This is a genomic window from Lentzea chajnantorensis (assembly GCF_054300775.1).
The window spans coordinates 1,100,704-1,126,700 of sequence record NZ_JBSDZT010000002.1; the positions used below are offsets into that span (position 1 = coordinate 1,100,704).

General features: G+C 69.0%; 23 protein-coding genes, 2 tRNA genes and 2 pseudogenes. 9 read left to right on the forward strand and 18 right to left on the reverse strand.

Features of this window, described 5'->3' with window-relative positions:
• Positions 1-139: 139 nt before the first annotated feature.
• The 11 genes and pseudogenes from ACVDFE_RS06050 to dnaA all read right to left on the reverse strand — a co-directional run bounded on the left by ACVDFE_RS06050 (position 140) and on the right by dnaA (position 12,610).
• Positions 140-212, reverse strand: a tRNA-Ala gene (locus ACVDFE_RS06050).
• Positions 213-259: 47 nt separating this feature from the next.
• Positions 260-379, reverse strand: a pseudogene (locus tag ACVDFE_RS06055) (DLW-39 family protein); the annotation flags it as partial.
• A gap of 135 nt (positions 380-514) precedes the next feature.
• A tRNA-Ile gene (locus tag ACVDFE_RS06060) sits at positions 515-588 on the reverse strand.
• A gap of 74 nt (positions 589-662) precedes the next feature.
• Entirely contained in the window at positions 663-1,346 is a 684-nt protein-coding gene (locus ACVDFE_RS06065; RefSeq protein WP_360397112.1) for a DUF3566 domain-containing protein, read from the reverse strand.
• A 260-nt stretch (positions 1,347-1,606) separates the two neighbouring features.
• Positions 1,607-4,150, reverse strand: coding sequence for a DNA gyrase subunit A (gyrA, locus tag ACVDFE_RS06070; protein ID WP_360397083.1), 2,544 nt, complete (start codon positions 4,148-4,150; stop codon positions 1,607-1,609).
• 55 nt (positions 4,151-4,205) lie between these two features.
• Positions 4,206-6,176 carry a DNA topoisomerase (ATP-hydrolyzing) subunit B gene (gene gyrB / locus ACVDFE_RS06075; RefSeq protein ID WP_360397084.1) on the reverse strand — a complete coding sequence of 657 codons (1,971 nt, stop codon included), beginning with the start codon at positions 6,174-6,176 and terminating at the stop codon, positions 4,206-4,208.
• Positions 6,177-6,423: 247 nt separating this feature from the next.
• Positions 6,424-6,957: a DciA family protein gene (locus ACVDFE_RS06080; RefSeq protein ID WP_360397085.1), complete on the reverse strand. Its 534-nt coding sequence runs from the start codon at positions 6,955-6,957 to the stop codon at positions 6,424-6,426.
• A gap of 118 nt (positions 6,958-7,075) precedes the next feature.
• Positions 7,076-8,182 carry a DNA replication/repair protein RecF gene (gene recF, locus ACVDFE_RS06085; protein WP_458429834.1) on the reverse strand — a complete coding sequence of 369 codons (1,107 nt, stop codon included), beginning with the start codon at positions 8,180-8,182 and terminating at the stop codon, positions 7,076-7,078.
• Positions 8,183-8,185: 3 nt separating this feature from the next.
• Positions 8,186-9,100 (reverse strand): phosphogluconate dehydrogenase (NAD(+)-dependent, decarboxylating), encoded by a 915-nt coding sequence (gene gnd / locus ACVDFE_RS06090; protein ID WP_360397087.1) that lies wholly within the window; start codon positions 9,098-9,100, stop codon positions 8,186-8,188.
• 42 nt (positions 9,101-9,142) lie between these two features.
• Positions 9,143-10,268, reverse strand: a pseudogene (gene dnaN, locus ACVDFE_RS06095) (DNA polymerase III subunit beta).
• A 740-nt stretch (positions 10,269-11,008) separates the two neighbouring features.
• Entirely contained in the window at positions 11,009-12,610 is a 1,602-nt protein-coding gene (dnaA, locus tag ACVDFE_RS06100) for a chromosomal replication initiator protein DnaA (RefSeq protein ID WP_458429835.1), read from the reverse strand.
• A gap of 346 nt (positions 12,611-12,956) precedes the next feature.
• Here dnaA and rpmH point away from each other — a divergent pair, with 346 nt between their 5' ends.
• The 8 genes from rpmH to ACVDFE_RS06140 all read left to right on the forward strand — a co-directional run bounded on the left by rpmH (position 12,957) and on the right by ACVDFE_RS06140 (position 18,532).
• Positions 12,957-13,100, forward strand: coding sequence for a 50S ribosomal protein L34 (gene rpmH / locus ACVDFE_RS06105; RefSeq protein WP_030465619.1), 144 nt, complete (start codon positions 12,957-12,959; stop codon positions 13,098-13,100).
• Positions 13,101-13,123: 23 nt separating this feature from the next.
• Positions 13,124-13,465 (forward strand): ribonuclease P protein component, encoded by a 342-nt coding sequence (gene rnpA, locus ACVDFE_RS06110; protein WP_360397090.1) that lies wholly within the window; start codon positions 13,124-13,126, stop codon positions 13,463-13,465.
• On the forward strand, positions 13,462-13,719 hold the full coding sequence (gene yidD, locus ACVDFE_RS06115) for a membrane protein insertion efficiency factor YidD (protein ID WP_360397091.1): 258 nt from the start codon (positions 13,462-13,464) through the stop codon (positions 13,717-13,719). Before rnpA ends, yidD begins: the two co-directional genes overlap by 4 nt.
• A gap of 3 nt (positions 13,720-13,722) precedes the next feature.
• Positions 13,723-14,763: a membrane protein insertase YidC gene (gene yidC / locus ACVDFE_RS06120; protein WP_360397092.1), complete on the forward strand. Its 1,041-nt coding sequence runs from the start codon at positions 13,723-13,725 to the stop codon at positions 14,761-14,763.
• Positions 14,764-14,794: 31 nt separating this feature from the next.
• On the forward strand, positions 14,795-15,367 hold the full coding sequence (locus tag ACVDFE_RS06125; RefSeq protein ID WP_360397093.1) for a Jag family protein: 573 nt from the start codon (positions 14,795-14,797) through the stop codon (positions 15,365-15,367).
• A gap of 578 nt (positions 15,368-15,945) precedes the next feature.
• Entirely contained in the window at positions 15,946-16,593 is a 648-nt protein-coding gene (gene rsmG / locus ACVDFE_RS06130) for a 16S rRNA (guanine(527)-N(7))-methyltransferase RsmG (RefSeq protein ID WP_360397113.1), read from the forward strand.
• Positions 16,594-16,685: 92 nt separating this feature from the next.
• On the forward strand, positions 16,686-17,561 hold the full coding sequence (locus ACVDFE_RS06135; RefSeq protein WP_360397094.1) for a ParA family protein: 876 nt from the start codon (positions 16,686-16,688) through the stop codon (positions 17,559-17,561).
• A complete protein-coding gene (locus tag ACVDFE_RS06140) occupies positions 17,558-18,532 on the forward strand; it encodes a ParB/RepB/Spo0J family partition protein (RefSeq protein ID WP_360397095.1) in 975 nt (324 codons plus the stop codon). Before ACVDFE_RS06135 ends, ACVDFE_RS06140 begins: the two co-directional genes overlap by 4 nt.
• Before the next feature lie 100 nt (positions 18,533-18,632).
• Here the strand turns inward: ACVDFE_RS06140 and ACVDFE_RS06145 are convergent, their stop codons facing one another.
• Positions 18,633-19,577, reverse strand: coding sequence for a D-alanine--D-alanine ligase family protein (locus ACVDFE_RS06145; protein ID WP_360397096.1), 945 nt, complete (start codon positions 19,575-19,577; stop codon positions 18,633-18,635).
• 16 nt (positions 19,578-19,593) lie between these two features.
• On the reverse strand, positions 19,594-20,910 hold the full coding sequence (locus ACVDFE_RS06150) for an aminotransferase-like domain-containing protein (RefSeq protein WP_360397097.1): 1,317 nt from the start codon (positions 20,908-20,910) through the stop codon (positions 19,594-19,596).
• 134 nt (positions 20,911-21,044) lie between these two features.
• Between ACVDFE_RS06150 and ACVDFE_RS06155 the strand changes: the two genes are divergently transcribed.
• Positions 21,045-21,677, forward strand: a complete 633-nt coding sequence (locus tag ACVDFE_RS06155) for a GNAT family N-acetyltransferase (protein ID WP_458429837.1) — start codon at positions 21,045-21,047, stop codon at positions 21,675-21,677.
• A gap of 67 nt (positions 21,678-21,744) precedes the next feature.
• On the opposite strand, the gene ACVDFE_RS06160 is transcribed toward ACVDFE_RS06155, so the two are convergent.
• From ACVDFE_RS06160 to sigM, 5 genes are all read right to left on the reverse strand, one after another.
• Positions 21,745-22,884, reverse strand: a complete 1,140-nt coding sequence (locus ACVDFE_RS06160; RefSeq protein ID WP_360393757.1) for an N-acetylmuramoyl-L-alanine amidase — start codon at positions 22,882-22,884, stop codon at positions 21,745-21,747.
• Positions 22,885-23,115: 231 nt separating this feature from the next.
• Positions 23,116-23,445, reverse strand: a complete 330-nt coding sequence (gene trxA / locus ACVDFE_RS06165) for a thioredoxin (RefSeq protein WP_053732153.1) — start codon at positions 23,443-23,445, stop codon at positions 23,116-23,118.
• A gap of 46 nt (positions 23,446-23,491) precedes the next feature.
• A complete protein-coding gene (gene trxB / locus ACVDFE_RS06170) occupies positions 23,492-24,472 on the reverse strand; it encodes a thioredoxin-disulfide reductase (RefSeq protein WP_360393760.1) in 981 nt (326 codons plus the stop codon).
• A 102-nt stretch (positions 24,473-24,574) separates the two neighbouring features.
• On the reverse strand, positions 24,575-25,321 hold the full coding sequence (locus ACVDFE_RS06175; protein ID WP_360393763.1) for a hypothetical protein: 747 nt from the start codon (positions 25,319-25,321) through the stop codon (positions 24,575-24,577).
• Positions 25,318-25,935 (reverse strand): RNA polymerase sigma factor SigM, encoded by a 618-nt coding sequence (gene sigM, locus ACVDFE_RS06180; RefSeq protein WP_360393766.1) that lies wholly within the window; start codon positions 25,933-25,935, stop codon positions 25,318-25,320. Before sigM ends, ACVDFE_RS06175 begins: the two co-directional genes overlap by 4 nt.
• Positions 25,936-25,997: the final 62 nt, after the last annotated feature.

The window sequence follows — 25,997 nt, forward strand, 5'->3', positions numbered from 1 at the left end:
GGGTCCGGGGAGGCCAAAGGCCAGCCGGGCCGGGGGTCCGGGGGCGGAGCCGCCCGGCTGGGGTCTGGGGGCTCGGCCCCCAGAAAACACTCGGAACGTAAAAGGCTCGCGCTCTTTGCGAGCACGAGCCGGTGATACGTGGAGACGAGGGGAATCGAACCCCTAACCCCCGCCTTGCAAAGGCGGTGCTCTGCCAATTGAGCTACGTCCCCGAGACCTTGGGGGCGACGCGGCAGGCCGCCCGCGAGATCGAAGCTCAGTCGGTGGGGGCAGTCGCCTCGCGCCACAGGTCCGCGTCGGCCTTGGCGGAACGGCTGCGCTTCACGAAGAACAGGACCGCACCGGCGACCACGACGAGCGCGATGAGCTTCTTAGCCACTCTGAACCCCTCCAACAAGACTGTGATGGCCCCGACGTACCGCACAGCCTACAGGCTTCGCAGATGTCCAGCCGGGGCTCTGGAACTCGAAATCCAGACAGAAACGATGATGATTCGAGAGAAGTTCGAATCGAGTGGGCCTAGGAGGACTTGAACCTCCGACCTCTTCATTATCAGTGAAGCGCTCTAACCGCCTGAGCTATAGGCCCTCGATCAACTGTCACCCTCTCGGGGCGACGAGGAAGACCTTACAGGATCGTCCTCGCCGCTCCCAAATCGGGGGTCACTCTCGCTCGGAGAGCGTCAACTCCAAGCCACCGGCCAGATCCGCGGACACGTTGTAGACGAACGCGCCGACGGTCGCGAGGGCGGTGAACAGCACGATGTTGACCGCGCCGATGATCGCCGAGACGCCGAAGACGCGACCGGCGCTGATCAGCGGTTCCCCCGGCTCGTTGGCCTGGAGGAGGTCGTTCGCGGTGCTGTTGATCTTGTCCCAGACGCCCATGCCGTGCAGCACGCCGTAGAGCACGCCGACGGCCACGAGCCAGACGAAGAACAGCGCGACGCCGAGCACCAGGGCCAGCTTGAGCACCGACCACGGGTCGACGCGCTTGATCTGGAGCGAGGCGCGGCGCGGGCCGCGGCCGGGACGGCGGGCCGACGGGGTGGACGCGGCGGGGCGTGCGCCGCCCGTGCCGAGGTTCACCGACGTGCGGCTGCTGCCCAGGCCGACCGGGACGGCCGAGCCCCCGACCACGGGCTTCTGCACCTTCACGGTGTCCGGGTCGGTGTCGGGGAACGCCGGGGCGGGCTCCGACGCCGACGGCACGGGCGGTGCGGTCGGGGCCACGTAGGCGTCCTGCTGGGTGCCCTCCGTGTCGTTCGTCACGCGCTGCCAGGGCGGCGGCGTGGTGACGGCCGGCTCCTCCGCCGGTGCGGCGGGTTCGGCGGCCGGCGCCGCCACCGAGGCCGTCTTCTCCTCGGCCGGAACGGCCTTGGCCGTGTCGGCGGAGACCGGCTTCGTCTTGTCCTGGGCCGAGGTGTCCTGCCCGTTCCCACCCGAGGAACCGGAGGCCGCGGGCGCGGTCTTCCCGGCGTCGTCGGCCGACTTCGCCGCGGATTGCGGCGTCGGCTTGGTGATCACCGCGGTCTTGTCCGCGTCCCGGCCTTCGCGGTTCTCGGGTGGAGTCACGAGCTTGTCCTTGGCCTCTCGCTGATGCCCGACTACTCAGCCGAGTCGGTCGGGGTTTCTGCCTGGTCGGCGGCAGAGCCCTCCGCGGCAGACGTCTCATCGTTAACGACGTCGCTGGGCTCATCCGCGTTGCGTGCGACCGCGATCAAAGTGGTGCTTTCGCCGAGGTTCATCAGCCGCACGCCCTTCGTCTGCCGGCCTGCCTTGCGCACCTGCTCGGCGCGGGTGCGGATGACCCCGCCGCTCGAGGTGATGGCGTAGAGCTCGTCGTCGACGTCGACGATGAGCGCTCCGACCAGCCTGCCACGTCGGCGGTCGTGCTGAATGGTCAGCACACCCTTGCCGCCCCGACCCTGGACCGGGTAGTCCTCGATCGGAGTTCGCTTCGAGTACCCACCGTCCGTCGCGACCAAAACGAAGAGACCCTCCTGGACGACGCCGACGGAAAGCAGCTCGTCGTCGGCGTTGAACCGCATGCCCTGCACGCCCGAGGTGGCGCGGCCCATGGGGCGCAGCACGTCGTCGGTCGCGTGGAAGCGGATCGACTGGCCGTCCGCGGACACCATGAGCAGGTCGTCATCAGCCGAGCACAGCACGGCTCCGACCAACTCGTCGTCCTCGCGCAGGTTGATGCCGATTAGTCCACCCGATCGGTTGGAATCGAAGTCGGACAACTTGGACTTCTTGACCAAACCCTTGCGCGTCGCGAGCACGAGGTACGGCGACACGTCGTAGTTCTTGATCTGGATGACCTGCGCGATCTCCTCCTCCGGCTGGAACGCGAGGAGGTTCGCGACGTGCTGGCCGCGGGCGTTGCGGTTGGCCTCGGGCAGCTCGTACGCCTTCGCGCGGTACACCCGGCCCTTGTTCGTGAAGAACAGGATCCAGTCGTGCGTGGAGCACACGAAGAAGTGGGCGACGATGTCGTCCTGCTTGAGCTGCGCGCCCTGCACGCCCTTGCCGCCGCGCTTCTGCGCCCGGTAGAGGTCGGTCTTGGTGCGCTTCGCGTAGCCGGTGCGGGTGATCGTGACGACCACGTCCTCGACCGCGATCAGGTCCTCCATGGACACGTCGCCGTCGAACGGGATGATCTTCGTGCGGCGGTCGTCGCCGAACTTGTCCACGATCGCGATCAGCTCGTCGCGGACGATCTTGCGCTGCCGCTCGGGCTTCTCGAGGATGTCGGCGAGGTCCGCGATCTCCAGCTCGATCTCGGCCAGCTGGTCGATGATCTTCTGGCGTTCGAGGGCGGCCAGGCGGCGGAGCTGCATCTCCAGGATCGCGTTGGCCTGGATCTCGTCGACCTCGAGGAGGTCCATCAGGCCCGTGCGCGCGATGTCCGGGGTCTCGGACCGGCGGATCAACGCGATGACGGCGTCGAGCTGGTCGAGCGCCTTCACCAGTCCGCGCAGGATGTGGGCGCGCTCTTCGGCCTTGCGCAGGCGGAACCTGGTTCGCCGCTGGATGACCTCGATCTGGTGCTTCACGTAGTGGCGGATCATCTGGTCGATCCGCAGCGTGCGCGGCACGCCGTCGACCAGCGCCAGCATGTTGACGCCGAACGAGTACTGCAGCTGGGTGTGCTTGTAGAGGTTGTTCAGCACGACCTTGGCCACCGCGTCGCGCTTGAGCGTGATCACGATGCGCATGCCGATGCGGCGGTTCGACTCGTCGGCGATGTTCGCGATGCCGGTGAGCTTGCCGTCGCGCACCAGGGCGGCGATGTTCTCGACCAGGTTGTCCGGGTTGACCTGGTACGGCAGCTCGGTGACGACCAGGATCGTGCGGCCCTTGGCGTCCTCGTCCATCTCGACGACGGCGCGCATGCGGACCGAGCCGCGGCCGGTGCGGTAGGCGTCCTCGATGCCGGAGGTGCCGAGGATCTGGCCGTACGTCGGGAAGTCGGGGCCCTTGATCCGGGCGATCATCGCTTCGAGGGTCTCCTCGTCGGAGGCCTCGTGGTTGTCGAGCGCCCACACGACGCCCTCCGCGACCTCGCGGAGGTTGTGCGGCGGGATGTTGGTCGCCATGCCGACCGCGATGCCGGAGCTGCCGTTGATCAGCAGGTTCGGGATGCGCGACGGCAGGACCGTCGGCTCCTGGATGCGGCCGTCGTAGTTGTCGCGGAAGTCGACGGTCTCTTCCTCGATGTCGGCCAGCATGTGCATGGCCAACGGGGAGAGCCGGCACTCCGTGTACCGCATGGCGGCGGCGGGGTCGTTGCCCGGCGAGCCGAAGTTGCCCTGGCCCTGGATCAGCGGGTAGCGCAGCGCCCACGGCTGCGCGAGGCGCACCAGCGCGTCGTAGATCGCCGAGTCGCCGTGCGGGTGGTAGTTGCCCATCACGTCGCCGACGACGCGGGCGCACTTGTTGAAGCCGCGGTCGGGACGGAAGCCGGAGTCGAACATCGAGTACAGAACGCGGACGTGCACGGGCTTCAACCCGTCACGCACGTCCGGCAGCGCACGACCCACGATGACGGACATCGCGTAGTTGATGTACGAGTTCTGCATCTCCTGCTGGATCTCGACCGGCTCGATGCGGTCGTGGTCCGGCGGCAGAGTCGTCTCGGTCACTGTTCTCTTTCCTTCTCGCCAGAAACGCCAGGACGCCTAGGTGCGCAAGCCGGACTCAGATGTCCAGGAACTTGATGCTCTTGGCGTTGCGGGTGATGAACGAACGGCGTGCCTCGACGTCCTCGCCCATGAGCACGCTGAACAGCTCGTCGGCGGTGGCCGCGTCGTCCATGGTGACCTGCCGCAGGATCCGGTTCGCCGGGTCCATCGTGGTCTCCCACAGCTCCTCGGCGTTCATCTCGCCGAGACCCTTGTACCGCTGGATGTTGTCGTCCTTGCCCAGGCGCTTGCCGCCCTCGAGGCCCGCCTTGATCACGGCGTCGCGCTCGCGGTCGGAGTAGACGTACTCCGGCTCCGCGCGCTGCCACTTGATCTTGTAGAGCGGCGGCTGCGCGAGGTAGACGTGGTTGTGCTCGATGAGCGGCTGCATGAAGCGGAACAGCAGCGTGAGCAGCAGCGTGCGGATGTGCTGGCCGTCGACGTCGGCGTCGGCCATCAGCACGATCTTGTGGTAGCGCAGCTTCGACAGGTCGAACTCGTCGTGGATGCCGGTGCCCAGTGCCGTGATCAGCGACTGGACCTCGGTGTTCTTGAGGACGCGGTCGATGCGGGCCTTCTCGACGTTGATGATCTTGCCGCGGATCGGCAGGATCGCCTGGTACATCGAGTCGCGCCCCTCCTTGGCCGAGCCGCCTGCCGAGTCGCCCTCGACGATGTAGAGCTCGCAGCGCTCCGGCTCGGTCGAGCGGCAGTCCTTGAGCTTGCCGGGCAGGCCGCCGATGTCGAGCGCGCCCTTGCGGCGGACCAGCTCGCGGGCCTTGCGGGCGGCGATGCGGGCCTGCGCCGACGACACCGACTTGGTGACGATCGCCCTGGCCTCGTTGGGGTGGCGCTCGAACCAGTCGGCCAGGTGCTCGTTCGTCGACTTCTGCACGAACGACTTGGCCTCGCTGTTGCCCAGCTTGGTCTTCGTCTGGCCCTCGAACTGGGGCTCCTTCAACTTCACCGAGATGATCGCGGCGAGACCCTCGCGGATGTCGTCGCCGGTGAGGTTGGTGTCCTTCTCCTTGAGCAGCTTCTTCTCGCGCGCGTACTCGTTGACGACGCGCGTCAACGCGGCACGGAAGCCCTCCTCGTGCGTGCCGCCCTCGTGCGTGTTGATCGTGTTCGCGAAGGTGTAGACCGAGGCCGTGTAGCCGGTGTTCCACTGCATCGCGACCTCGACCTGCAGGTCCTCGCCCTGCGCCTCGAAGCCGATCACCTTCTGGTGCACGGCCTCGCGCGTGTGGTTGATGTGGCGGACGAAGTCCTCCAGACCACCCGGGTAGTGGTAGACGCGTTCCTTCACCGCGGCCTGGTGGCCCTCGGCGTCGGCCTCCTCGTCCTCCTCCGAGACCCGCTCGTCGCGCAGCACGATGGTGATCCCCTTGTTGAGGAACGCCATCTCCTGCAGCCGGCGTGCGATCGTCTCGACGTTGTACTCGGTGGTCTCGAAGATGTTCGGGTCCGCCCAGAACGTGACGGTCGTGCCCGTCTCGTCGGTCGGCTCGCCCTGGCGCAGGTCGTGCGCGGGCTTCGAGTTCTCGTAGCGCTGGCTCCAGACGTAGCCCTGGCGCTTGATCTCGACCTCGACGGCCGTGGACAGCGCGTTCACCACGGAGATGCCGACGCCGTGCAGACCGCCGGACACCGCGTAGGAGTCGCTGTCGAACTTGCCGCCCGCGTGCAGCACGGTGAGCACGACCTCGACGGTCGGCTTGCCCTCGACCGGGTGCACGTCGACGGGGATGCCGCGGCCGTCGTCGATGACCCGGACGCCGCCGTTGGCGAGCAGGGTGACGTCGACCGTCGTCGCGAAGCCGGCCATCGCCTCGTCGACCGAGTTGTCCACAACCTCTTGGACGAGGTGGTGCAGACCGCGCTCACCGGTCGAGCCGATGTACATGCCCGGCCTCTTGCGCACTGCCTCAAGACCCTCGAGGACGGTGATCGAGGACGCGTCGTACTCATTCTTCTTAGCTGACACGGGCCTGGAGTCTCCTCGCTGATGCGGGCGGGGCCCGCACTGTGTTCCCCGACTTCCCGGGTTGTGGTGACGCTCTCCCCTGATTCTACCGGGGCACACCGACAGAACGGGGTCAAGGACACCTTTGATTCGGTCACAGACGCCCTCAAGCGCGCGTGGATGGGTGCGGACGGCCGAAAAGGGGGTTCAAATCCCCAGGTGAACGCTCATTGAGCCACAGAACGGCCGCTGAGCCCTTGACAGCGGCTCACCCGTAGGTGTCACGCGGGCCGCGGCCGGGAACGTGCCTGGGCCCGTGACGCCAGTTGGGTGCGTCGGGGCCCTTGATCCTGAGCCGGGTCACGACACCGTTGCCGACCCCGGCCGCGATCCTCTTCAGCAGGTCGCGCTGGAGCAGGCGCAGCTGGGTGGCCCACGCCGTGGACGACGCCTGGACCGTCAGCTCACCGTCACTGAGAGTGATCGGCTGCGCGTGCTCGGCGAGCTCCTCCCCCACCAGCTTCGCCCACCGCCCGAACACCTGGCCGCCCTGCAGCTGCTCGACCCAGCCGCGGTCCGCGGCGATCCGCGACGCGATGCGGCCGATCGCCTGGGGGTCGCGGTCGTCCGGTCCCGGCCCCGACCAGCGCCGACGGCTGCGGTTGACCGGTCGGCCCTTCGCCTTGCTGCCGGGCGTGCGGCCGCGGGCCTTCGCACTGGCCTTCGCGGCCTCCAGCGCCGCCCGCGCGAGGTCCGAACCGCGCAGCTGCTCACCCTCAGGTGTGAATGAACCTGTGGACAAGTCCCGATTTGTGACGGAGTTATCCACACCATCCACAGACTTGTCCCCAGATGTGTGGGCGGACACACCCGATCGAGCTACATCTTGGGGGTCCGCACCCCCGGAGTCAGGCCTTCGCTCAGACACGCCGCACCTCCCCGCCGTGCACCTCGAACCGGGCGCCGCTGAGCTCGTCCGGCACGTCCTCCGCCACCGCGGCGGTGATCAGCACCTGCTCCGCGGCGGCCGCGACCTTCGCGAGCTGCCGGCGCCGGCCGCGGTCGAGCTCCGCGAACACATCGTCCAGCACGAGCACCGGTTCGATGCCGTCGACACGCATGAGCTCGTACCCGCCGAGCCGCAGCGCGAGCGCGAACGACCACGACTCTCCGTGACTGGCGTAGCCCTTCGCGGGGAGCTCGCCCAGCGTCAGCTCGAGGTCGTCGCGGTGCGGGCCGACCAGGCACACCCCCCGTTCGATCTCCTGCCTGCGCACCCGGTCCAGCTCGGCGAGCAGCAGGTCCTCGATGCTCTCCCGGTCCTCCGGCAGGTCGCCGACGCTCGACCGGTAGGAGATGAGCGCCGGTCGCGACTCCGGCGCCACCTCCGCGTAGGCCGTGGTCACGTGGTCCGCCATGTCGCGGACCAGCTTCAACCGCGCGGCCAGCAGCTCGGCGCCGTGCTTGGCCAGGTGCCCGTCCCAGACGTCGAGCGTCGACAGGTCGGCCGACCTGCTGTGCTTCACCGTCTTCAACAACGCGTTGCGCTGCTTCAGCACCCGGTCGTAGTCGCTGCGCACGCCCGCGAACCTCGGCGAGCGCAGCACCAGCACCTCGTCGAGGAACCGCCGCCGGTCCCCCGGATCGCCGCGCACGAGGGAGAGGTCCTCCGGCGCGAACAACACGGTCCGCAGGATGCCGAGCACGTCGCGCGGACGCGGGACCGGACCGCGGTTGATCCTGGCCCGGTTCGCCTTGCCCGCCGTGATCTCGATCTCGACGAGCAGCTCGCGGTCGTCGTTGACCACGGCCGTCCGCACGACGGCGCGCTGGGCGCCGTGCCGGATCAGGGGTGCGTCCGTGGCGACGCGGTGCGAGCCCAGCGTCGCCACGTACCCGAGCGCCTCGACCAGGTTCGTCTTGCCCTGGCCGTTGCGCCCGACGAGCACCGACACACCGGGCTCGAAGGCCAGGTCGGCCCGCTCCCACGAGCGGAAGTCGCTGACCTGGAGGTGTCTGACGTGCACCCGTTAGCCCTGGGTGCTGCCCGAACCGGACGACGGACCGGCGAGGTGCACCGAGTGACCGCCGAACTGGTTGCGCAGAGCGGCGACGGCGCGCATGGCCGGCGAGTCCTCCTGGCGGGAGGTGAACCGGGCGAAGAGCGCGGCGGAGATCACCGGCAGCGGCACCGCGTTGTTGATTCCCTCCTCGACGGTCCACCGGCCCTCGCCGGAGTCCTCGACGTACCCGCGCAGGTCGTCGAGCTCCGGGTCGGACTCGAGCGCGCGCACCAGCAGGTCGAGCAGCCACGAGCGCACGACCGTGCCGCGCTGCCACGCCGTGATGACGCCGGGCACGTTGTCGACGACATCGGTCTTGTCGAGCAGCTCGAAGCCCTCGGCGTACGCCTGCATCAGGCCGTACTCGATGCCGTTGTGCACCATCTTCGAGTAGTGGCCGGCACCGACCTTGCCCGCGTGCGCGAAGCCCTCCTCGCGCGGACCCTCGGGGCGGAGCGCGTCGAAGATCGGCTGCGCCTGCTCGACGTGCTCGGCGGCACCGCCGACCATGAGCGCGTAGCCGTTCTCCAGGCCCCACACGCCGCCGGACACACCGCAGTCGAGGTAGCCGATGCCCTTCTCCGCGAGCAGTTCGGCGTGGACCTGGTCGTCGGTGAACTTCGAGTTGCCGCCGTCGATGACCAGGTCACCCGGCTCCAGCAGCTCCTTGAGCTCCTTGACCGTGTTCCTGGTGATCTCGCCCGCCGGCACCATCACCCACACCGTGCGCGGTGCTTCGAGCTTGGACACCATGTCCGCCAGCGACTCCGAGTCGCTGACCTCCGGGTTGCGGTCGTAGCCGATCACCTCGTGACCGGCACGGCGCACCCGCTCGCGCATGTTGAAACCCATCTTGCCGAGGCCGACGAGTCCGAGCTGCACGGTGTTCTCCCCTAACGTTTCTGGTACCCGGTAAGGGTTTTCTCAGCCGGGAAGGCGGACGGGCATCAGCAGGTACAGGTAGCCCGGCGCCACGTTCCCATCCTCGTCCACCGGCTTCAGCAACGCCGGTCGGCTGGGTGTGGTGAAGGACAAGTGGACCTTCTGCGTGCGGACGGCACCGAGGCCGTCGAGCAGGTAGCCCGGGTTGAACGCGATCGTGACCGGCTCGCCGGTGTACTCGACCGGCAGCTCCTCCTCGGCCGACCCCTCGTCGTCGCCACCGGCGGACAGGCGCAGGCCGCCGTCCACGAACTCGAGGCGGACCTGGGTGCCGCGCTCGGCGACCAGCGACACGCGCTTGATCGCCTGCTGCAGGGCGTCGATGTCGATGATCGCCGCGGCCGAGTGCTCGGAGGGCAGCAGCTGGCGGTACTTCGGGAAGTCGGCGTCGAGCAGGCGGGTCGTCGTGCGCTTGCCGGAACCGGACAGGCCGAGCAGCCCGTCGTTGGCCGCGAGCGACATCTCGACCTTGCTGCCGCCGGAGCCGAGCGTCTTGGCAGCGTCGCCGAGGGTGCGGGCGGGGACCAGGACGGCGACCTCGCCGAGGGACGCGTCGGGCTCCCACGGGAACTCGCGCATCGCCAGGCGGAACCGGTCGGTCGCCACGAGGGTCAGCTTGCCCTCGCCGATCTCGACCCGGACGCCGGTGAGCATCGGGAGCGTGTCGTCCTTGCCGGCCGCGACGGCGACCTGGCTGACCGCCTCGCCGAAGACCTCGCCGGGGAAGCTCACCGATCAGCTGCGGCATGGACGGCAGCGCGGGGTAGTCCTCGACCGGCATCGTCGGGAGGCTGAACCGGGCACTGCCACAGCTGATCGTCATGCGAGCACCGTCGACCGCGATCTCGACGGGGTGGTTCGGGAGCGCCTTGGTGATGTCGGCGAGCAGACGGCCGGAGACGAGGGCGCGGCCACCGTCGGCGATCGTGGCGGGGACACCGACCTGGGCGGAGACCTCGTAGTCGAACCCGGAGACGGTCAGCGAGTCTTCCGATTCCGCGTCGAGCAGCACGCCGCCCAGCACGGGAACGGGCGGACGGGACGGGAGGCTGCGTGCGACCCAGGCGACGGCGTCGGCCAGGCCGTCGCGCTCGACGCGGATCTTCATGAGGCGTCCTTTCCTCGACAGTCGACAAGCCCGACCACGACAACGTGCCAGTGGGGGTGGGGGAGCCTCGTCCCGGCCTGAGTGTCCTCGATGGCCGAGGGCGGAGCACCACGGTAGAGCGTCCTGGCCCTCCGCGTCACTTCGGGGTTCGGGCACCGATCCCCGGGAGCCGTCCACGCTGTTTTGCTTTTGAAGAACTTCTCTTGAAGAGATCAACAGCAGTAACAGTAGGGGCTGTGGATTGTGTGGACATCCCTTGAACGCCCAGGTCAAGACACCTCACCCCATGTGGACTACAGGGGGATGGCACCCGGGGACAAACCGGCGCACCCGGGGACAGCCAGTTGTACACAGGTCTCGATCCACAGATCGTCCACAGTTGTCCCCGGGTGCGTCCCCGGGTGCGGGGCAGTTGTACCCGGGTGTTCAACAGGCTTTCGTGGCCGGATCGTGGCCTGGGTCTCACACTTTTCCAGTTGTCCCCACCCCTTCGAGTGCGCGGGCAGACGATGTTGCCCGCTCCGCACCCGATTGGACCTCCTCCACGCCTCCTCCACCCGGGCCCGGCCGCCCCTCTCCACCCGGGTCGCGCGGCGCTCCCCCGTCCCCTCCCCGGGTGTGCGGGGACCCCGCGGCCGCTCCCGCCTGGGTGAGAGCTCACCGCGTGGCGCGGACGCGGCGCGAAGAAAAAGGGGTCCCTCCGCGGTGGAGGAACCCCTTGGCGTCTTACCCAGGTGGGATCAGGGAGCGTGGCGGGCGCGCTGCTTGATCCGGGAGGTGAGCTCCTGGACCTGGTCGTAGATGCGCCGGCGCTCTGCCATCTCCTTGCGGATCTTCTTGTCCGCGTGCATGACGGTCGTGTGGTCGCGGCCGCCGAACGTCTGACCGATCTTGGGCAGCGACAGGTCGGTCAGCTCGCGGCACAGGTACATGGAGATCTGCCGCGCCTGCGCGAGCGCCTTCGTCTTGCCGGGACCGCACAGGTCGTCGATCGAGACGCCGAAGAACTCGGCGGTGACCGCCATGATCGTCGGGGCGGTGATCTCCGGCGCGTGCGAGTCCGGGATGAGGTCGCGCAGCACGATCTCGGCGAGCTGGATGTCGACCGGCTGGCGGTTGAGCGACGCGAACGCCGTGACGCGGATGAGCGCGCCCTCCAGCTCGCGGATGTTCCGCTCGACGCGGGAGGCGATGAACTCCAGCACGTCGGCCGGGGCCGCGAGCCGGTCCTGAGCCGCCTTCTTGCGCAGGATCGCGATCCGGGTCTCCAGCTCGGGCGGCTGGATGTCCGTGATCAGGCCCCACTCGAACCGCGTGCGCAGGCGGTCCTCCAGCGTCTCCAGCCGCTTGGGCGGCCGGTCGCTCGACACCACGATCTGCTTGTTCGTGTTGTGGAGCGTGTTGAACGTGTGGAAGAACTCCTCCTGCGTGCCTTCCTTGCCCTCCAGGAACTGGATGTCGTCCACGAGGAGGACGTCGATGTCCCGGTAGCGGCGCTGGAAGGCGACCTTGCGGTCGTCGCGCAGCGAGTTGATGAAGTCGTTGGTGAACTCCTCGGTCGACACGTACCGCACGCGCATGCCGGGGAACAGGCGCTGGGCGTAGTGCCCGACGGCGTGCAGCAGGTGCGTCTTGCCGAGGCCGCTCTCACCCCAGATGAAGAGCGGGTTGTAGGCGCGGGCCGGTGCTTCGGCCACCGCGACCGCGGCGGCGTGGGCGAACCGGTTCGAGGCGCCGATGACGAACGTGTCGAAGTTGTACTTCTCGTTCAGCCGGGTCTGCGACGGCGACGGGTTCGCGGGCCGGGTGTACGGCATGTTCCCGTTGGGCGGTGCGGCCGTGGTCGAGCTCGCGGAGTTGAACGTCGGCCAGATCTCGGTGACGGCGGCGAGCGCGTCGCCGGCTTCGTCGACCTCGTCCGAGTCGCTGCCCTCCGCGGGCTCCGCACCCTCGTCCACGGGGCCGGGCGTGTCGCCGGTGACGACGACCGCAGGGACCGGCGCGACCGGAACGGGCTGCACCACCTGCGCCGCCTGGACGGCGTGGACCGAGATCGGCGCGGTCGGCGGGCTGACCGGTTCCGGGGAGTCGACCTTCACCGCCAGCGAGACGGAACGGCCGAGCCTGCGGGACAGCGCGTCGGTGATCGGGTCGCGCAGCGCGCGTTCGATCGCCTCTTTCGCGAAGTCGCTCGGTGCGGCGAGCAGGGCGGTCCCGTCCAGCAGACCGATCGGACGGGTGACCCTCATCCACGCGCGCTGCTGAGGGGACAGGTGGCTCGCGGCCAGCTCCTGCACCACCTCGGCCCACACGTGACCAAGGTCGACCTGCTGGTTCGACACCCCGCGCTCCCCTCCCCTCCACCGGAGTCCGTGACTCCACATGTGGACACGGAGAATAGAGGTATCCACAGAGTTATCCACAACTGTGCACTAAAAGGTGCGTTGTGTAGCCGGTGCTGGCGGCTCCCACACCGGCCCGGCACGCGCGAGGGAAGAACGGTAACAAGGGTGCGGGCGCCCGACAAGACGTGGCTTGGCCCACCCCGATTTGGTCGCGGCACCCGGGGGTGCGTACCCTCAGATGAGTCTCCCGCTTGCGACGGGCGCCTTTCGCGCGCCTACGTCTACTGCCGTCGGGGACGACCACAGAGGCTTTGTCAGCAGTGAAGCACCGGGAGAACCGACCGTGAGCAAGGGTAAGCGCACCTTCCAGCCCAACAACCGCCGCCGCGCGAAGACGCACGGCTTCCGGCTGCGCATGCGGACCCGCGCCGGCCGCGCCATTCTGGCCGCGCGCCGCAGCAAGGGCCGTGCCACGCTGTCTGCCTGACAGCTGGTAAGCGCAGCGTCGTCGTGCTTCCAGCGGCCGCCCGGCTCACCCGCAGCCAGGACTTCGGCCTGGTGGTTCGCCGAGGCCGCCGCGCTGGACGGCCCCGGTTGGTCGTCCACGCCTTGACGCCAGACGTGCCCACCTTGGATTCGTCCAAGGTGGGCTTCGTCGTGAGCAAGGCCGTCGGCAACTCCGTCGTTCGCCACCGCGTCTACCGCCGCCTGCGGCACGTGGTGCGCGAACACCTCTCCGGCATGCCCGCCGGAACTCTCGTCGTGGTGCGTGCGTTGCCTTCTGCAGCGGTGGCGTCGAGCGCCGACCTGGCCGCCGACTTCTCCTCCGCTCTGCGGAAGGTGCTGCGATGACCACGTTGCCCGCGAAGGTCGCGCTGTTGCCGGTGCATTTCTACCGGCGTTTCATCTCGCCCCTGCTGCCGCCCACGTGCCGCTTCTACCCGAGCTGCAGTGCGTACGCGGTGGAGGCGTTGACCGTCCACGGGGCGTTCCGCGGAACCTGGCTGACCATCCGCCGGTTGCTGCGCTGCGGACCCTGGCACCCTGGAGGCCTGGACCCGGTACCGCCGAGGCGGCAGGTCCCCGATGTATCCACCGAGGAGTAGCTCGTGCTCAACTTCATCTACTACCCGGTGTCCTTCATCTTGTGGTGTTGGCACTGGGTGTTCGGCAAGGTGTTCGGTGAGTCGAGCGGCTTCGCCTGGGCGCTGTCCGTCATCTTCCTGGTCTTTACCCTGCGCGCCATCCTGTTCAAGCCGTTCGTCGGCCAGGTGCGCTCCATGCGGCGGATGCAGGAGTTCGCCCCGGAGATGCAGAAGATCAAGAAGAAGTACCCGAACGACCGCCAGCGCCAGGCGCAGGAGATGCAGAAGCTGCAGTCCGAGCACGGCGTGAACCCGCTCGGCGGCTGCCTGCCGATGCTGGTGCAGATCCCGGTGTTCATCGGTCTGTTCCACGTGCTGCGGTCGTTCAAGCCCGGCTGGGGCGAGGTCTACTTCTTCGACAAGCAGGGCGTCGACTCGTTCGTCAACGCCAAGCTCTTCGGCACCAACCTGTCGACGTTCATCACGATGCCGGCCGACCAGCTCGCGCAGTTCGGCACCGAGCGCCTGAACGTCATCCTCGTGTCCGTGCCGCTGATGATCGTGGCGTCCATCGCGACCCACTTCACGGCCCGCCACTCGGTCGCCCGCCAGAACCAGGCCGCGCTGGACAACCCGCAGACGGCCATCATGAACAAGCTGACCCTGTACTTGTTCCCGATCGGCGTCCTGGTCGGTGGCTTCTTCTTCCCCGTCGCGATCCTGCTGTACTGGCTCTCCAACAACGCGTGGACGCTCGGCCAGCAGTACGTCGTCTACCGCCGCATCGACGCGGAGGAAGAGGAGAAGAAGGCCACCGCGGTGACCACCCGCCAGGCCCTCGCTCCCAAGCCGGGCGTGAAGCCGGTCAACCCGAAGAAGCCCGCACCCGGCGTCAAGCCGGCCAACGGTGCGAAGCGCATGCCGACCGCGGGCCCCGGCGGCTCGCCGGCCGCGCAGAAGCCGGACTCCCCGGCCGACGTGAACGGCAACTCCAACACCGAGATTCCCGGCCTGACCCCAGGCCGATCCACCAGCAAGAAGCCGGGCAGCAAGAAGCGCCGCTGATTTCGGGCGTTCGCCCCGGAGAGGAGACATCGTGTCGGAGACCTTGCAGGCGACCGACGTGGAGGCGTCGTCGTCGGACGAGGCCGAGCCGCAGTCGGAGACGCAGTCAGAGTCGGAGTCGCAGTCGCCGGGCAAGACCGAGGACCTGCTCGTCCAGGAAGGCGACATCGCGGGTGACTACCTCGAGCGCCTGCTGGACCTGCTGGACTACGACGGTGACATCGACCTGGACGTGGAGGGCGGCCGCGCGGTCGTCAGCATCGACGGCGGCGAGGACCTCTCGAAGCTCGTCGGCCCCCGCGGCAACGTGCTCGAGTCGCTCCAGGAGCTCACCCGCCTCGCCGTCCAGCAGGAGACGGGCGTCCGCTCCCGCCTGATGCTGGACATCGCCCAGTGGCGCGCCGGCCGCCGCGCCGAGCTCGCCGAACTCGGCCGCACCACCGCGGAGAAGGTCGCCGCATCCGGCGAGCGCGCCCGCCTGCATCCCATGACCCCGTTCGAGCGCAAGGTCGTGCACGACGCCGTGGCCGCGGTCGCGGGTGTGCACAGCGAGAGCGAGGGCGAGGAGCCGCAGCGCCGGGTCATCGTCTTCCCGAAGCCGTGATGCTCTGAAGGTTCGGCCCTACGGCCCCTGGTTCCGGTTGGAGCCAGGGGCCGTTCGCTGTCTCCGGGGAGGGAGCTGCGGGGAGGGGACCCTCCCCGCGGACGCTGCGCTCCCCCGCTGTCTTCCCCGCTGTGCTCGTTGGCGCTTGGCGACCGCCGCGCCCGAAGACTCCGCCGCGGCCAGTCAACGCAGTGATCGCCGTTCCACGTGAAACTTCCTGACCCGCGCCGCCCGCCACGTCTCCTGCCAGTTCGACTACTCACCCGTGTCCGGCATCGAGAGCCCGCCTGCCTCTGAGATCAGCCGCCACGCTTCCGTCGGCTCCACGCCGTCCGGTCCTCGATCGGGATGCCGCCGGGTGGGTGCGCCATGGTCGAGATGGCGCCCGGACCGTCCCAGGAGACGGTGTGGATGGGTGGTCTCACGATTTGCCTCAAGTTTCACGTGAAACGGTGCTCAGGATTTGGCGGAGCACACGGTGCATCCGTCATGATGGTGCCCTGGCATTCGCCAGCTTTTCCACCGGCCGCCGGAACGCCGCCGCCGCGTGGTTTCACGTGAAACGTCGGACGGAGAACATGGCCGGGGAGTTGCCCGACAACGCGAAGCTCGTCTTCGGTGAGCACGTCGAGCGTGCCGCCGAGTTCGTCAGGCTCCTGGAGGAGCACGGCGTCGAGCGGGGGCTCATCGGGCCCCGTGAGGTCGACAAGATTTGGAATCGGCACGTGCTCAACTCGGCGGTCATCGAGCAGGTGATCCAGCCGAACGAGCGGGTTGTCGACGTGGGCTCCGGTGCCGGACTGCCGGGGGTGCCGCTGGCGATTGCTCGACCCGATCTCCGGGTCACGCTCCTGGAGCCGATGGCGCGCCGGATCGCGTGGCTCGAAGAGGTCGTCGAGAAGCTCGGCCTGAGCAACGTGGCGGTGGTCCGCGGGCGGGCCGAGGAGGGTCCGGTCAAGGACCGCCTCAAGAACTGTGACGTGGTGACCGCGCGAGCTGTTGCTCCGCTCGACAAGCTCGCGCGGTGGTGCCTCCCCCTGCTCAAGGGTGGCGGGCGGATGGTGGCGCTCAAGGGCGAGCGCGCGCAGGAGGAGTTGGACCGCGACGGAACAGCTGTGCGGCGTCTTGGGGGCGTCAACGGACATGTCGTCGTCGTGGGAGCGGACGTACTTGAGGTGCCGACGACGGTGCTCATCGTCGAGCGCCAGACGCGAAGGGATCGGTGAGCGTGTACCCGGAGTTCCAAACTGCCGACGTTTCACGTGAAACTGGATCCCAGCCGAAGCCGAAGCCGACCAAAAACGGAGATGACAGCGCCGTGGTGTGGACCCCGATTGCAGAAGAGGCGGCTCGTGCGGCAAACGTGCTGCACCCTGACGAGTCCCTGCTCCCCCGCCCGAGGCACCGGCGGGTCATCACCGTCGCCAACCAGAAGGGTGGCGTCGGCAAGACGACGAGCACGGTGAACCTCGCCGCCGCACTCGCCATCCACGGGCTCAAGACGCTCGTGATCGACCTCGACCCGCAGGGCAACGCGAGCACGGCGCTCTCGGTCGAGCACCGGTCCGGCACGCCGTCCGTCTACGAGGTGCTCATCGGCGAGATCTCCATCGCCGAGGCGGCTCAGGTCAGCCCGACGTCCCCGAACCTCTACTGCGTGCCCGCGACGATCGACCTCGCCGGCGCCGAGATCGAGCTCGTGTCCATGGTGTCCCGCGAGTCGCGCCTCAAGGAGGCGCTGAGCCCGGAGGCACTGGACGAGCTCCAGCCCGACTACGTCTTCATCGACTGCCCGCCGAGCCTCGGCCTGCTGACCGTCAACGCGATGGTGGCCGCCCAGGAGGCGCTCATCCCGATCCAGTGCGAGTACTACGCGCTGGAGGGGCTGAGCCAGCTGCTGCGCAACATCGAGCTCGTGCAGCACCACCTGAACCCGGACCTCGGCATCTCCACGATCCTGCTGACGATGTACGACGGCCGCACCAAGCTCGCCGACCAGGTGACGAGCGAGGTGCGCAGCCACTTCGGCGATACGGTCCTGCGGACGGTGATCCCGCGGAGCGTGAAGGTCAGCGAGGCGCCGGGCTTCGGGCAGACGGTGCTGACGTACGACCCCGGCTCGCGCGGGTCGATGAGCTACCTCGACGCCGCCAAGGAGATCGCGCAGCGCGGGGCCAAGGGAGAGGGCGCATGACGGAACAGCGCAAGGGGGGACTCGGGCGCGGCCTGGCCGCGTTGATCCCGCAGGGTCCGCCACCCGGCGCGCCCAGCGCCATCAAGCCCGTGCTGACGGGCAACGGTGCCAAGGCCCAGCAACAGCACCAGCAGTCCCCCGTCGGCGAAGTGGCGGGCGCTGTCTACCGGGAGATCGCGGTCACCGCGATCAGGACGAACCCGAAGCAGCCGCGCCAGGTGTTCGACCCGGACGCGATCAACGAGCTGTCGTTCTCCATCAAGGAGTTCGGGCTCATGCAGCCGATCGTCGTGCGCGAGCTCGGCGGTGACACCTACGAGCTCGTCATGGGCGAGCGCCGGTGGCGGGCCACCCAGCAGGCCGGGCTCAAGACCATCCCGGCGATCGTGCGGCAGACCGCCGACGACGTGATGCTGCGCGACGCGCTGTTGGAGAACATTCACCGCGTCCAGCTGAACCCGCTCGAAGAGGCGGCGGCCTACCAGCAGCTGCTGGAGGAGTTCGGCGTCACGCACGAGGAGCTCGCCGACCGCATCGGCCGCAGCCGCCCCGTCGTCACGAACACCATCCGCCTCCTCAAGCTCCCCCTCCCCGTTCAGCGCCGGGTCGCGGCGGGCGTGCTCAGCGCCGGCCACGCCCGCGCACTGCTCGGTCTCGACGACGCCGGCGCACAGGAGGAGCTCGCCGCCCGGATCGTCGCGGAGGGCATGTCGGTCCGCGCGACCGAGGAAGCGGTGACGATCGCCAAGAACGAGAAGCCGGCGAAGGCGAAGCAGGCCCCGCGCAAGCAGTTGCACGCGCCGGGTCTGCAGGAGCTCGCCGAGCGCCTCTCGGACAGCTTCGACACCCGCGTGAAGGTCGAACTGGGGCAGCGGAAGGGCCGGATCGTCGTCGAGTTCGGGTCAGTCGACGATCTTGAACGGATCGTCGGCCTGATGAACTCGAATCCGACAATTCGGACTTCGGAGTAGGCCCATAGGATCACCCACGGGCCTTGTGTCACGGTGACGATGACGCCCCGCATCCGAGAGGATACGGGGCGTCACTTGTTTTCGTTGTCGACAGAGGGCCTCAGCGAGCGACGGCGCGCTCCACCAAGCCCGCGTAGATCTCCCCCAGCGACTGCCCCGCCGCCTCGACGGCCATCGGCAGGAGCGAGGTCTCGGTCAGCCCGGGCGACACGTTCACTTCGAGGAAGTAGACGGTCCCGTCCTCCGCCACCACCGCGTCGGTCCGCGACACGTCCCGCAGCCCGAGCAACCGGTGGGCCGCGACCGCGAGCTCGCCGACCGCCTTCGCCGCCGCCGGGTCCAGCCGGGCCGGCGCGTGGAAGTCGGTCAGCCCGGCGGTGTAGCGGGCGGTGTAGTCGTACACGCCGGTCTCCGGCACGATCTCGACGGCGGGCAGTGCCGTGGGCCCGTCCGGACCGTCGACCACCGAGACCGCCACCTCGACGCCGGCGATGAACTGCTCGGCCAGGACGGTGTCGCCGTAGGCGAGGCAGCCGACCATCGCCGGCGGCAGCTCCGCGGCGTCCCGCACCACCTGGGCGCCCAGCGCCGAGCCGCCCTGGTCCGGCTTGAGCATCAACGGCAGCCCCAGCGTCGACACCATCGCGTCGAGCACCGGCTTGGCACCCAGCTCCCGGAACGTCGCGTGCGGCAGGACCACCCACTCCGGCGTCGCCAGGCCCGCACGGGCCAGCTCAGCCTTCGCAGTCGGCTTGTCCCACGCCCGGCGGCACGCACGCGAGTCCGTGCCGACGTAGGGCACGCCGAGCATCTCCAGGATCGCCTGCACCGAGCCGTTCTCGCCCTCACCGCCGTGCAGGGCGACGACGACGGCGTCCGGGCGGTGCTCGCGCAGCCGCGTCACCAACGAGGCGTCGGCGTCCCACTCCTCCACGGTGACGCCCACCGAGCGCAGCGCGGCGGAGAGCCGGCGGCCCGAGCGGAGCGAGACCTCGCGTTCGTGGGAAAGCCCACCGGACAGCACAGCGACCATGCGGTCAGCCACAGCACAACTCCAAGGATCAGGCGGTGTCGGGCGACGGGGTCTGCGGACCGGACAGCTGCCGGCCCGTCGTCGCCCCGAAGGTCGCGGCCAGCTGCATCTCGTCCTCGATGACGTTCGCCAGGCGGCGGACGCCCTCCCGGATGCGCTCCGGCGTCGGGTAGCAGTACGAGATGCGCAGCTGGCGGGAGCCGAAGCCGTCCGCGTAGAAACCGGTGCCGGACGCGTACGCCACGCGGGCGGTCACGGCACGCGGCAGCATCGCCTTCGTGTCGATGCCCTCCGGCACGGTCACCCAGACGTAGAAGCCGCCATCCGGGATGTTCCACGTGGAACCTTGCGGCATGTGCTGCTCAAGCGCCGAGATCGCCGCGTCCCGCCGTTCGCGGTAGGCCTCGCGGTAGGTCTTGATCTGACCCTTCCAGTCCTGCGTCGACAGGTACCGGGACACGATCATCTGGTTCAGCGTCGGCGGGCACAGGGTGGCCGACTCGGCCGCCAGCACCAGCTTCTCCCGCACCGCGTGCGGGGCCAGCACCCAGCCGACCCGCAGACCGGCGGCGAACGTCTTCGAGAACGACCCGAGGTACACGACGTTGTCAGGGTCCATCGACCGCAGCGCCGGGTACGTCTGCCCGTCGAACCCGAGCAGCCCGTACGGGTTGTCCTCCACGACCAGCACGCCGTAGCTGCGGCAGATCTCGAGGATCTCAGCCCGTCGCGACACCGCCAGCGTCACGCCGGCCGGGTTGTGGAAGTTCGGGATCGTGTAGAGGAACTTCACCCGCTGCCCGGCGCGCTTGCAGGCTTCCAGCGCCTCTCGCAGCAACGAGGGCACGAGCCCATCGGCGTCCATCGCCACGTGCACGACCTGCGCCTGATAGGCCGTGAACGACCCGAGGGCCCCCACGTACGACGGACCCTCCGCGATCACCACGTCACCGGGGTCGCAGAAGATCCGGGTGACCATGTCCAGGCCCATCTGCGAGCCGACCGTCACCACCACGTCGTCCGGGTGGCCGTTGATGCCCTCCATCGCCATCACGTCGCAGATCTGCTCGCGCAGCAGTGGAACACCGTGCGCCGAGCCGTACTGCAACGCCACGAGACCTTCGGTGGCGACGAGCTGGCCGATCTCCGCGGACAGCGAGTCCAGCGGCAACGCGGCCAGGTGCGGCATGCCGCCCGCCAGCGAGACCACCTCGGGACGTGACGCGACTGCGAAAAGTGCCCGGATCTCCGATGCCGTCATCCCTGCCGTGCGCGCTGCGTAGCGGCGGAGGTGGGGGTCAAGGCTTCTGGGGCCCTGCTTGGCGGGCTGTCCGGGCATCGTCATGAGGGACTCCTGAATGGGAATTGTCCCGAGCGAGTGTAACCGTCGTCCCGTTCAGGGCACGCGCCTTCCCGGTTCCGTCACATTCGCCTACGCTCGTGTGGGTTCACTGTGTGTGTTAACGGGTGGAGGTCGGGGTGTCCCGTCGCGTCGTGGGCGTCACGCTGGACAACCTGGAGCATCTCTCCAAGCACAGCAGAACGTGCGTCTTCTGGGAACTGGCCCCTCACCTGCGCGAACAGGCCGAGGAGTACGGGGACACGGAGTTCGAGAAGGAAGCCTGGGTCTCCAGCGTCCTGCTCGAGTGGGGTTCGTGCGGCCGTCTCATCTACTGCGACGGCATTCCGGCCGGTTCGGCGTTCTACGCACCGCCCGCTGCCGTGCCGCGCAGTGCTGCCTTCCCCACCTCGCCGGTCAGCCCGGACGCGGTCCTGCTGACGTCGCTCGACGTGCTCCCCGAGTTCCGCGGCGGAGGACTCGGCCGCGTGCTCGTGCAGGCCGTGGCGAAGGACCTGACCCGGCGCGGCGTGAAGGCGGTCGAGGCGTTCGGCGACATGCGGCCGGACGACGAGGCGAGCAGTTGCGTCACGCCCGCCGACTTCCTCACGAGCGTCGGCTTCAAGACCGTGCGGCCGCACCCGCGCTGGCCCCGGTTGCGCCTGGAGCTGCGCAGCGCCATCACCTGGAAGGAAGACGTCGAGGCCGCCCTCGAACGCCTCCTCAACAGCGTCACCGTCTCCACCGCGGAACCCAGCTTCCGCCCGGCCTGAGATGTCACGCGGGGGCCCCGCGTTCCCTCCAGGGGAACGCGGGGCCCCCGCGTGACGTGTGAAACGGCTAGCTTTTCGACATCTCGTAGCGCAGCAGGTCGTTGAACGTGAACGTGCCCGTCGGCTGGTCGTCCTTGCCGAGCAGGTAGAGGCGCTTCACGGCCACGAGGATGCCCTCGGCGACGATGTCGCGGAAGCCGGGCGTGGCCAGCCGGGCGCGGTCCTCGGCGTTCGTCAGGTAGCCCACCTCGACGCGGACGGCCGTGCAGCGGGTGAGCCGCAGCAGGTCCCACGTCTTCGGGTGCGAACCGCAGTTCACCATCGACGTGCGGGCGGTGACCTCGCGCTGGATGAACCCGGCGAGCGCCTCCCCCACCGTCGACGACGTGCCGTTGCCGGTGCCGTAGTGGAACGTCGACACGCCCTGCGCGTTCGGCGACGAGTTGCCGTCCGCGTGCAGCGACAGGATCAGGTCGGCGCCGGCCTCGTTCGCGAAGCGCGCGCGCTCGGCCTCGTCCGGGCAGTTGGCGGGCCCGCGGGTGAGCAGCGCCTCCATGCCGGTCGCCGCCATCTTGCCCTCGAGGCGACGGGCCAGGTCCAGCATCAGGTCCGACTCGGACACGCCGTCCACGACCACACCGCGGTCCTGGCCGCCGTGACCGGGGTCGATGACGATCCGCTTGCCCGACAGCCGCGAACCGGCCGTGCGGACCTGCTCCTGCTCGCGCAGCAGCACCGGACGCCCGCCGCGGACCTTCGGCTGGAGCTGGCGCAACGCGCGCACCGTGTCCGGACCGCACATGCCGTCCACGATCAGGCCGTAGTCGCGCTGGAAGTTCCTCAGCGCCTGCTCGGTCTGCTGACCGAACACGCCGTTCGCCCGGCCGGCGTCGTAGCCGAGCTCGAGCAGGCGTTCCTGCAACATCAGCACGTCGTCACCGGTCGTCGGCTGCGACATCAGGAACGCGAGCGGCCGGTCCCCCAACCGGAAGGTCGCGTCCCGCAGCGAGCGGTAGGTGGCCGGGCCGACGATGCCATCGATGATCAGCCCCCGCTGCTGCTGGAACGCGCGCACGGCGTGCTCGACCTGCTGGTCGAACTCCGGCGGCGCCTGTGGGTCGGCCGGCGGAAGCAGTCCGAGCCTGGTCAGGGTCGACCGGATCTCGGCAACATCACTTCCGACGTCCCCGCGGCGGAGCAGCTGCATGCACCCTCGCTCGACTAGGGCGCCGATCGCTGTCGGCGCGGTAGGTGGGAAGCCCTCATTGTGCCCTGCTGCTCTTAGTGATCGATGCAGGGCTACTCACAGTCGTACTTGGATCACCTTCGAGGCACGCCTTCACGAACATGGCCCGCCCGTCCTATCGATAGACGGGCGGGCCACGTTGCACGTTGCACGCGAGTGGTTGACTGCGTGATCAGCCAACCACGTCGGTCGTCAGCCGATCACGTCGGCCAGGTCGTTCAGCAGCGCGGCCTTGGGCTTCGCGCCGACGATCTGCTTCACCGGACGGCCGCCCTGGAACAGGATCAGCGTCGGCACGGACATGATCTGGTAGTCGCGGGCGATCGACGGGTTGGCGTCGATGTCGACCTTGGCGATGGTGAGCTTCTCGCCGTGCTCGGCGGCGATCTCCTCCAGCACCGGCGCAACCATCTTGCACGGGCCGCACCAGGTCGCCCAGAAGTCGACCAGCACGGGCTTCTCGCTGGTCAGCACGTCGTCCGCGAACGACTTGTCGGTCACCGTGACGGTGGCGCCTGCCATGGTTCTCTCCCTAGTTCCGAAGTCAGAAGGTCCGTGCAGAGGAACTTCAGCTGCTCTTGCCGTAGCCGCCGCCGACCGCCTCCGCGGCGATCTCGGCGTGCTCCTCGCCGTGCTCGGCCAGCCACCGCTCCGCGTCGATCGCGGCGCTGCAGCCGGAGCCGGCGGCGGTGATCGCCTGGCGGTACTCGTGGTCGACGAGGTCGCCGGCCGCGAACACGCCGTCCAGGTTCGTGTAGGAGGTCTTGCCCTTGGTCAGGACGTAGCCCTCCTCGTCCAGGTCGACCTGGCCCTTGACCAGCGCCGAGCGAGGGTCGTGGCCGATCGCCAGGAAGAAGCCGGTCACCGGCAGCTCGGACTCGGCGCCGGTCTGCGTGTCCCTGACCTTGATGGACGACACGGTGCCGTCACCCAGCACGTCGGTGACCTGGGTGTTCAGCTGCCACTTGATCTTCTCGTTGGCGCGGGCGCGCTCCAGCATGACCTTGGAGGCGCGGAACTCCTCGCGGCGGTGGATGACCGTCACCGACTTGGCGAAGCGGGTGAGGAAGGTGGCCTCCTCCATCGCCGTGTCACCGCCGCCGACGACCGCGATGTCGTGGTCGCGGAAGAAGAACCCGTCGCAGGTCGCACAGGCCGACACACCGCGGCCGAGCAGCTCCTGCTCGCCGGGGATGTTCAGGTAGCGGGCCGCGGCGCCCATCGCGAGGATGACGGCCTTGGCCTCGTAGGTGACGCCGTTCGCGACGACCTTCTTGACCTCGCCGGTCAGCTCGACCGACTCGACGTCCTCGGCCCGCAGCTCGGCGCCGAAGCGCGTCGCCTGCTCGCGCATCTGCTCCATGAGCTCGGGGCCCATGATGCCGTCGCGGAAGCCGGGGTAGTTCTCGACCTCGGTCGTCGTCATGAGGGCGCCGCCGTACTGCGAGCCCTCGAAGACCAGGGGCTCGAGCTGCGCGCGTGCGGCGTAGACCGCCGCGGTGTAGCCCGCAGGACCCGATCCGATGATGATCACGTTGCGCACGCTCACGGTCCCGGCAACTCCTCGATCTCGTCGTCTGACTGGCTCAACGGATCGTAGGTGCAGCTAATTCCGTGATCTGAGCGACCACCTCCGTGATCGATCCCGGCGCTACCTCTGGCCGATGGTGGTGTTCGCCAGAACGCCCTCCGGCTTGTCCGGTCCGCAGGTGTCGGGGTCCAGCACGACCAGCCGGTACTGGCCCAGCCCTGCGGGCAGGACGGCCATCACCGCGTTCCTGCCGTCGAGCGTGATCGGGCTGATCCCCAGCGGCTTCGCCGAGCTGGCGATGCCACCGCCCTGCAGGCAGCCGGCCAGGCGGTCCTGGGTCTCCAGCGGGCCGTAGTTCTGCGCCTTGAGCACGTCACCGACCGCGGCGCCCAGCTCGGACTCCTTCACGGCCAGCGGCGGTTCGGCCGCGGGGTTCGTGGTCGTCGTCGGCTTGGTCTGCTGCGCGGCGGGCGGGTTGTTCGCCTGGTCACCGCCGGGCGACATCGCGAAGACGATGCCGAACGCGGCAGCGGCCGCGACCAGCACCCCGCCGCCCAGGCCCATCCTGCGGTTGCGCCTCTTGCGGGCCTCGTCGAGCGACACGACGGGTGCGACCGGCCTGGCCTCCGCGGCGAGCGCCGCGTCGATCCGCGCCGCCACGTGGTCGGGCATCGGGATCGGGGGCAACGCCTCCAGGTCCGCCAGCGTCGCGTCCAGCGCGTCGAGGATCTCGCGGGCCTCCTGGTCCGCCTCGACGCGCGGGCGCAGCTGTGCGGCGACCTCAGGGGGCAGCACGCCCGCGTGCAGGTCCGCGATGAGGTCAACCGACCACGGCGGACCCATCGGCACGCGCTCCATGCCGGTCATCGGCCCTCCCACTGACGTTGCTCTTGCACATTCACACCGTCAGCTGGGACGTTCGCATCTGCGACTCGGTTCCTGAGGTGCCCGAGAACTTTGGCGAGCTTGGCGCGACCTCGCGCACACCGGCTCTTCACCGTGCCCTCCGCGATGCCGAGCAGCTTCGCCGTCTCCGCGACGGAGTAGCCCTCGACGTCGACCAGCACGATGGGGGCGCGCTGCTCCTCCGGCAGCTCCATCAGCGCTTTCTGCACGATCAGGCTGGTCTCGCGGTCGCTCATCGCGTCACGGGGTGCGACGGGCTCGCCGGGACCGGCCTCGGGCAGCGGCACCGTGGGTCTTGTTTGTCGCCGTCTCATCCGGTCGAGGCACGCGTTCACCACGATCCGGTGCAGCCAGGTGGTGACCTGTGACTCCGCGCGGAACGACGACGCCGCCCGGAAGGCCGAGATGAACGCCTCCTGGAGCGCGTCCGCGGCCTCCTCCGGGTCGCGCAGCGTGCGCAGCGCCACCGCCCACATCCGGTCGCGGTGCCGTTTCACCAACTCCGAGAACGCGTAGGGGTCACCTGCGGCGTGGGCCGAGATGAGGTCGGCGTCCGAGCTGGCTGCGGCGGTCACGGCCCGAGGATAGCGAGGCTGGTCACAGCCGATCTGCCCGGGATCACCGCTGATCGCACGCG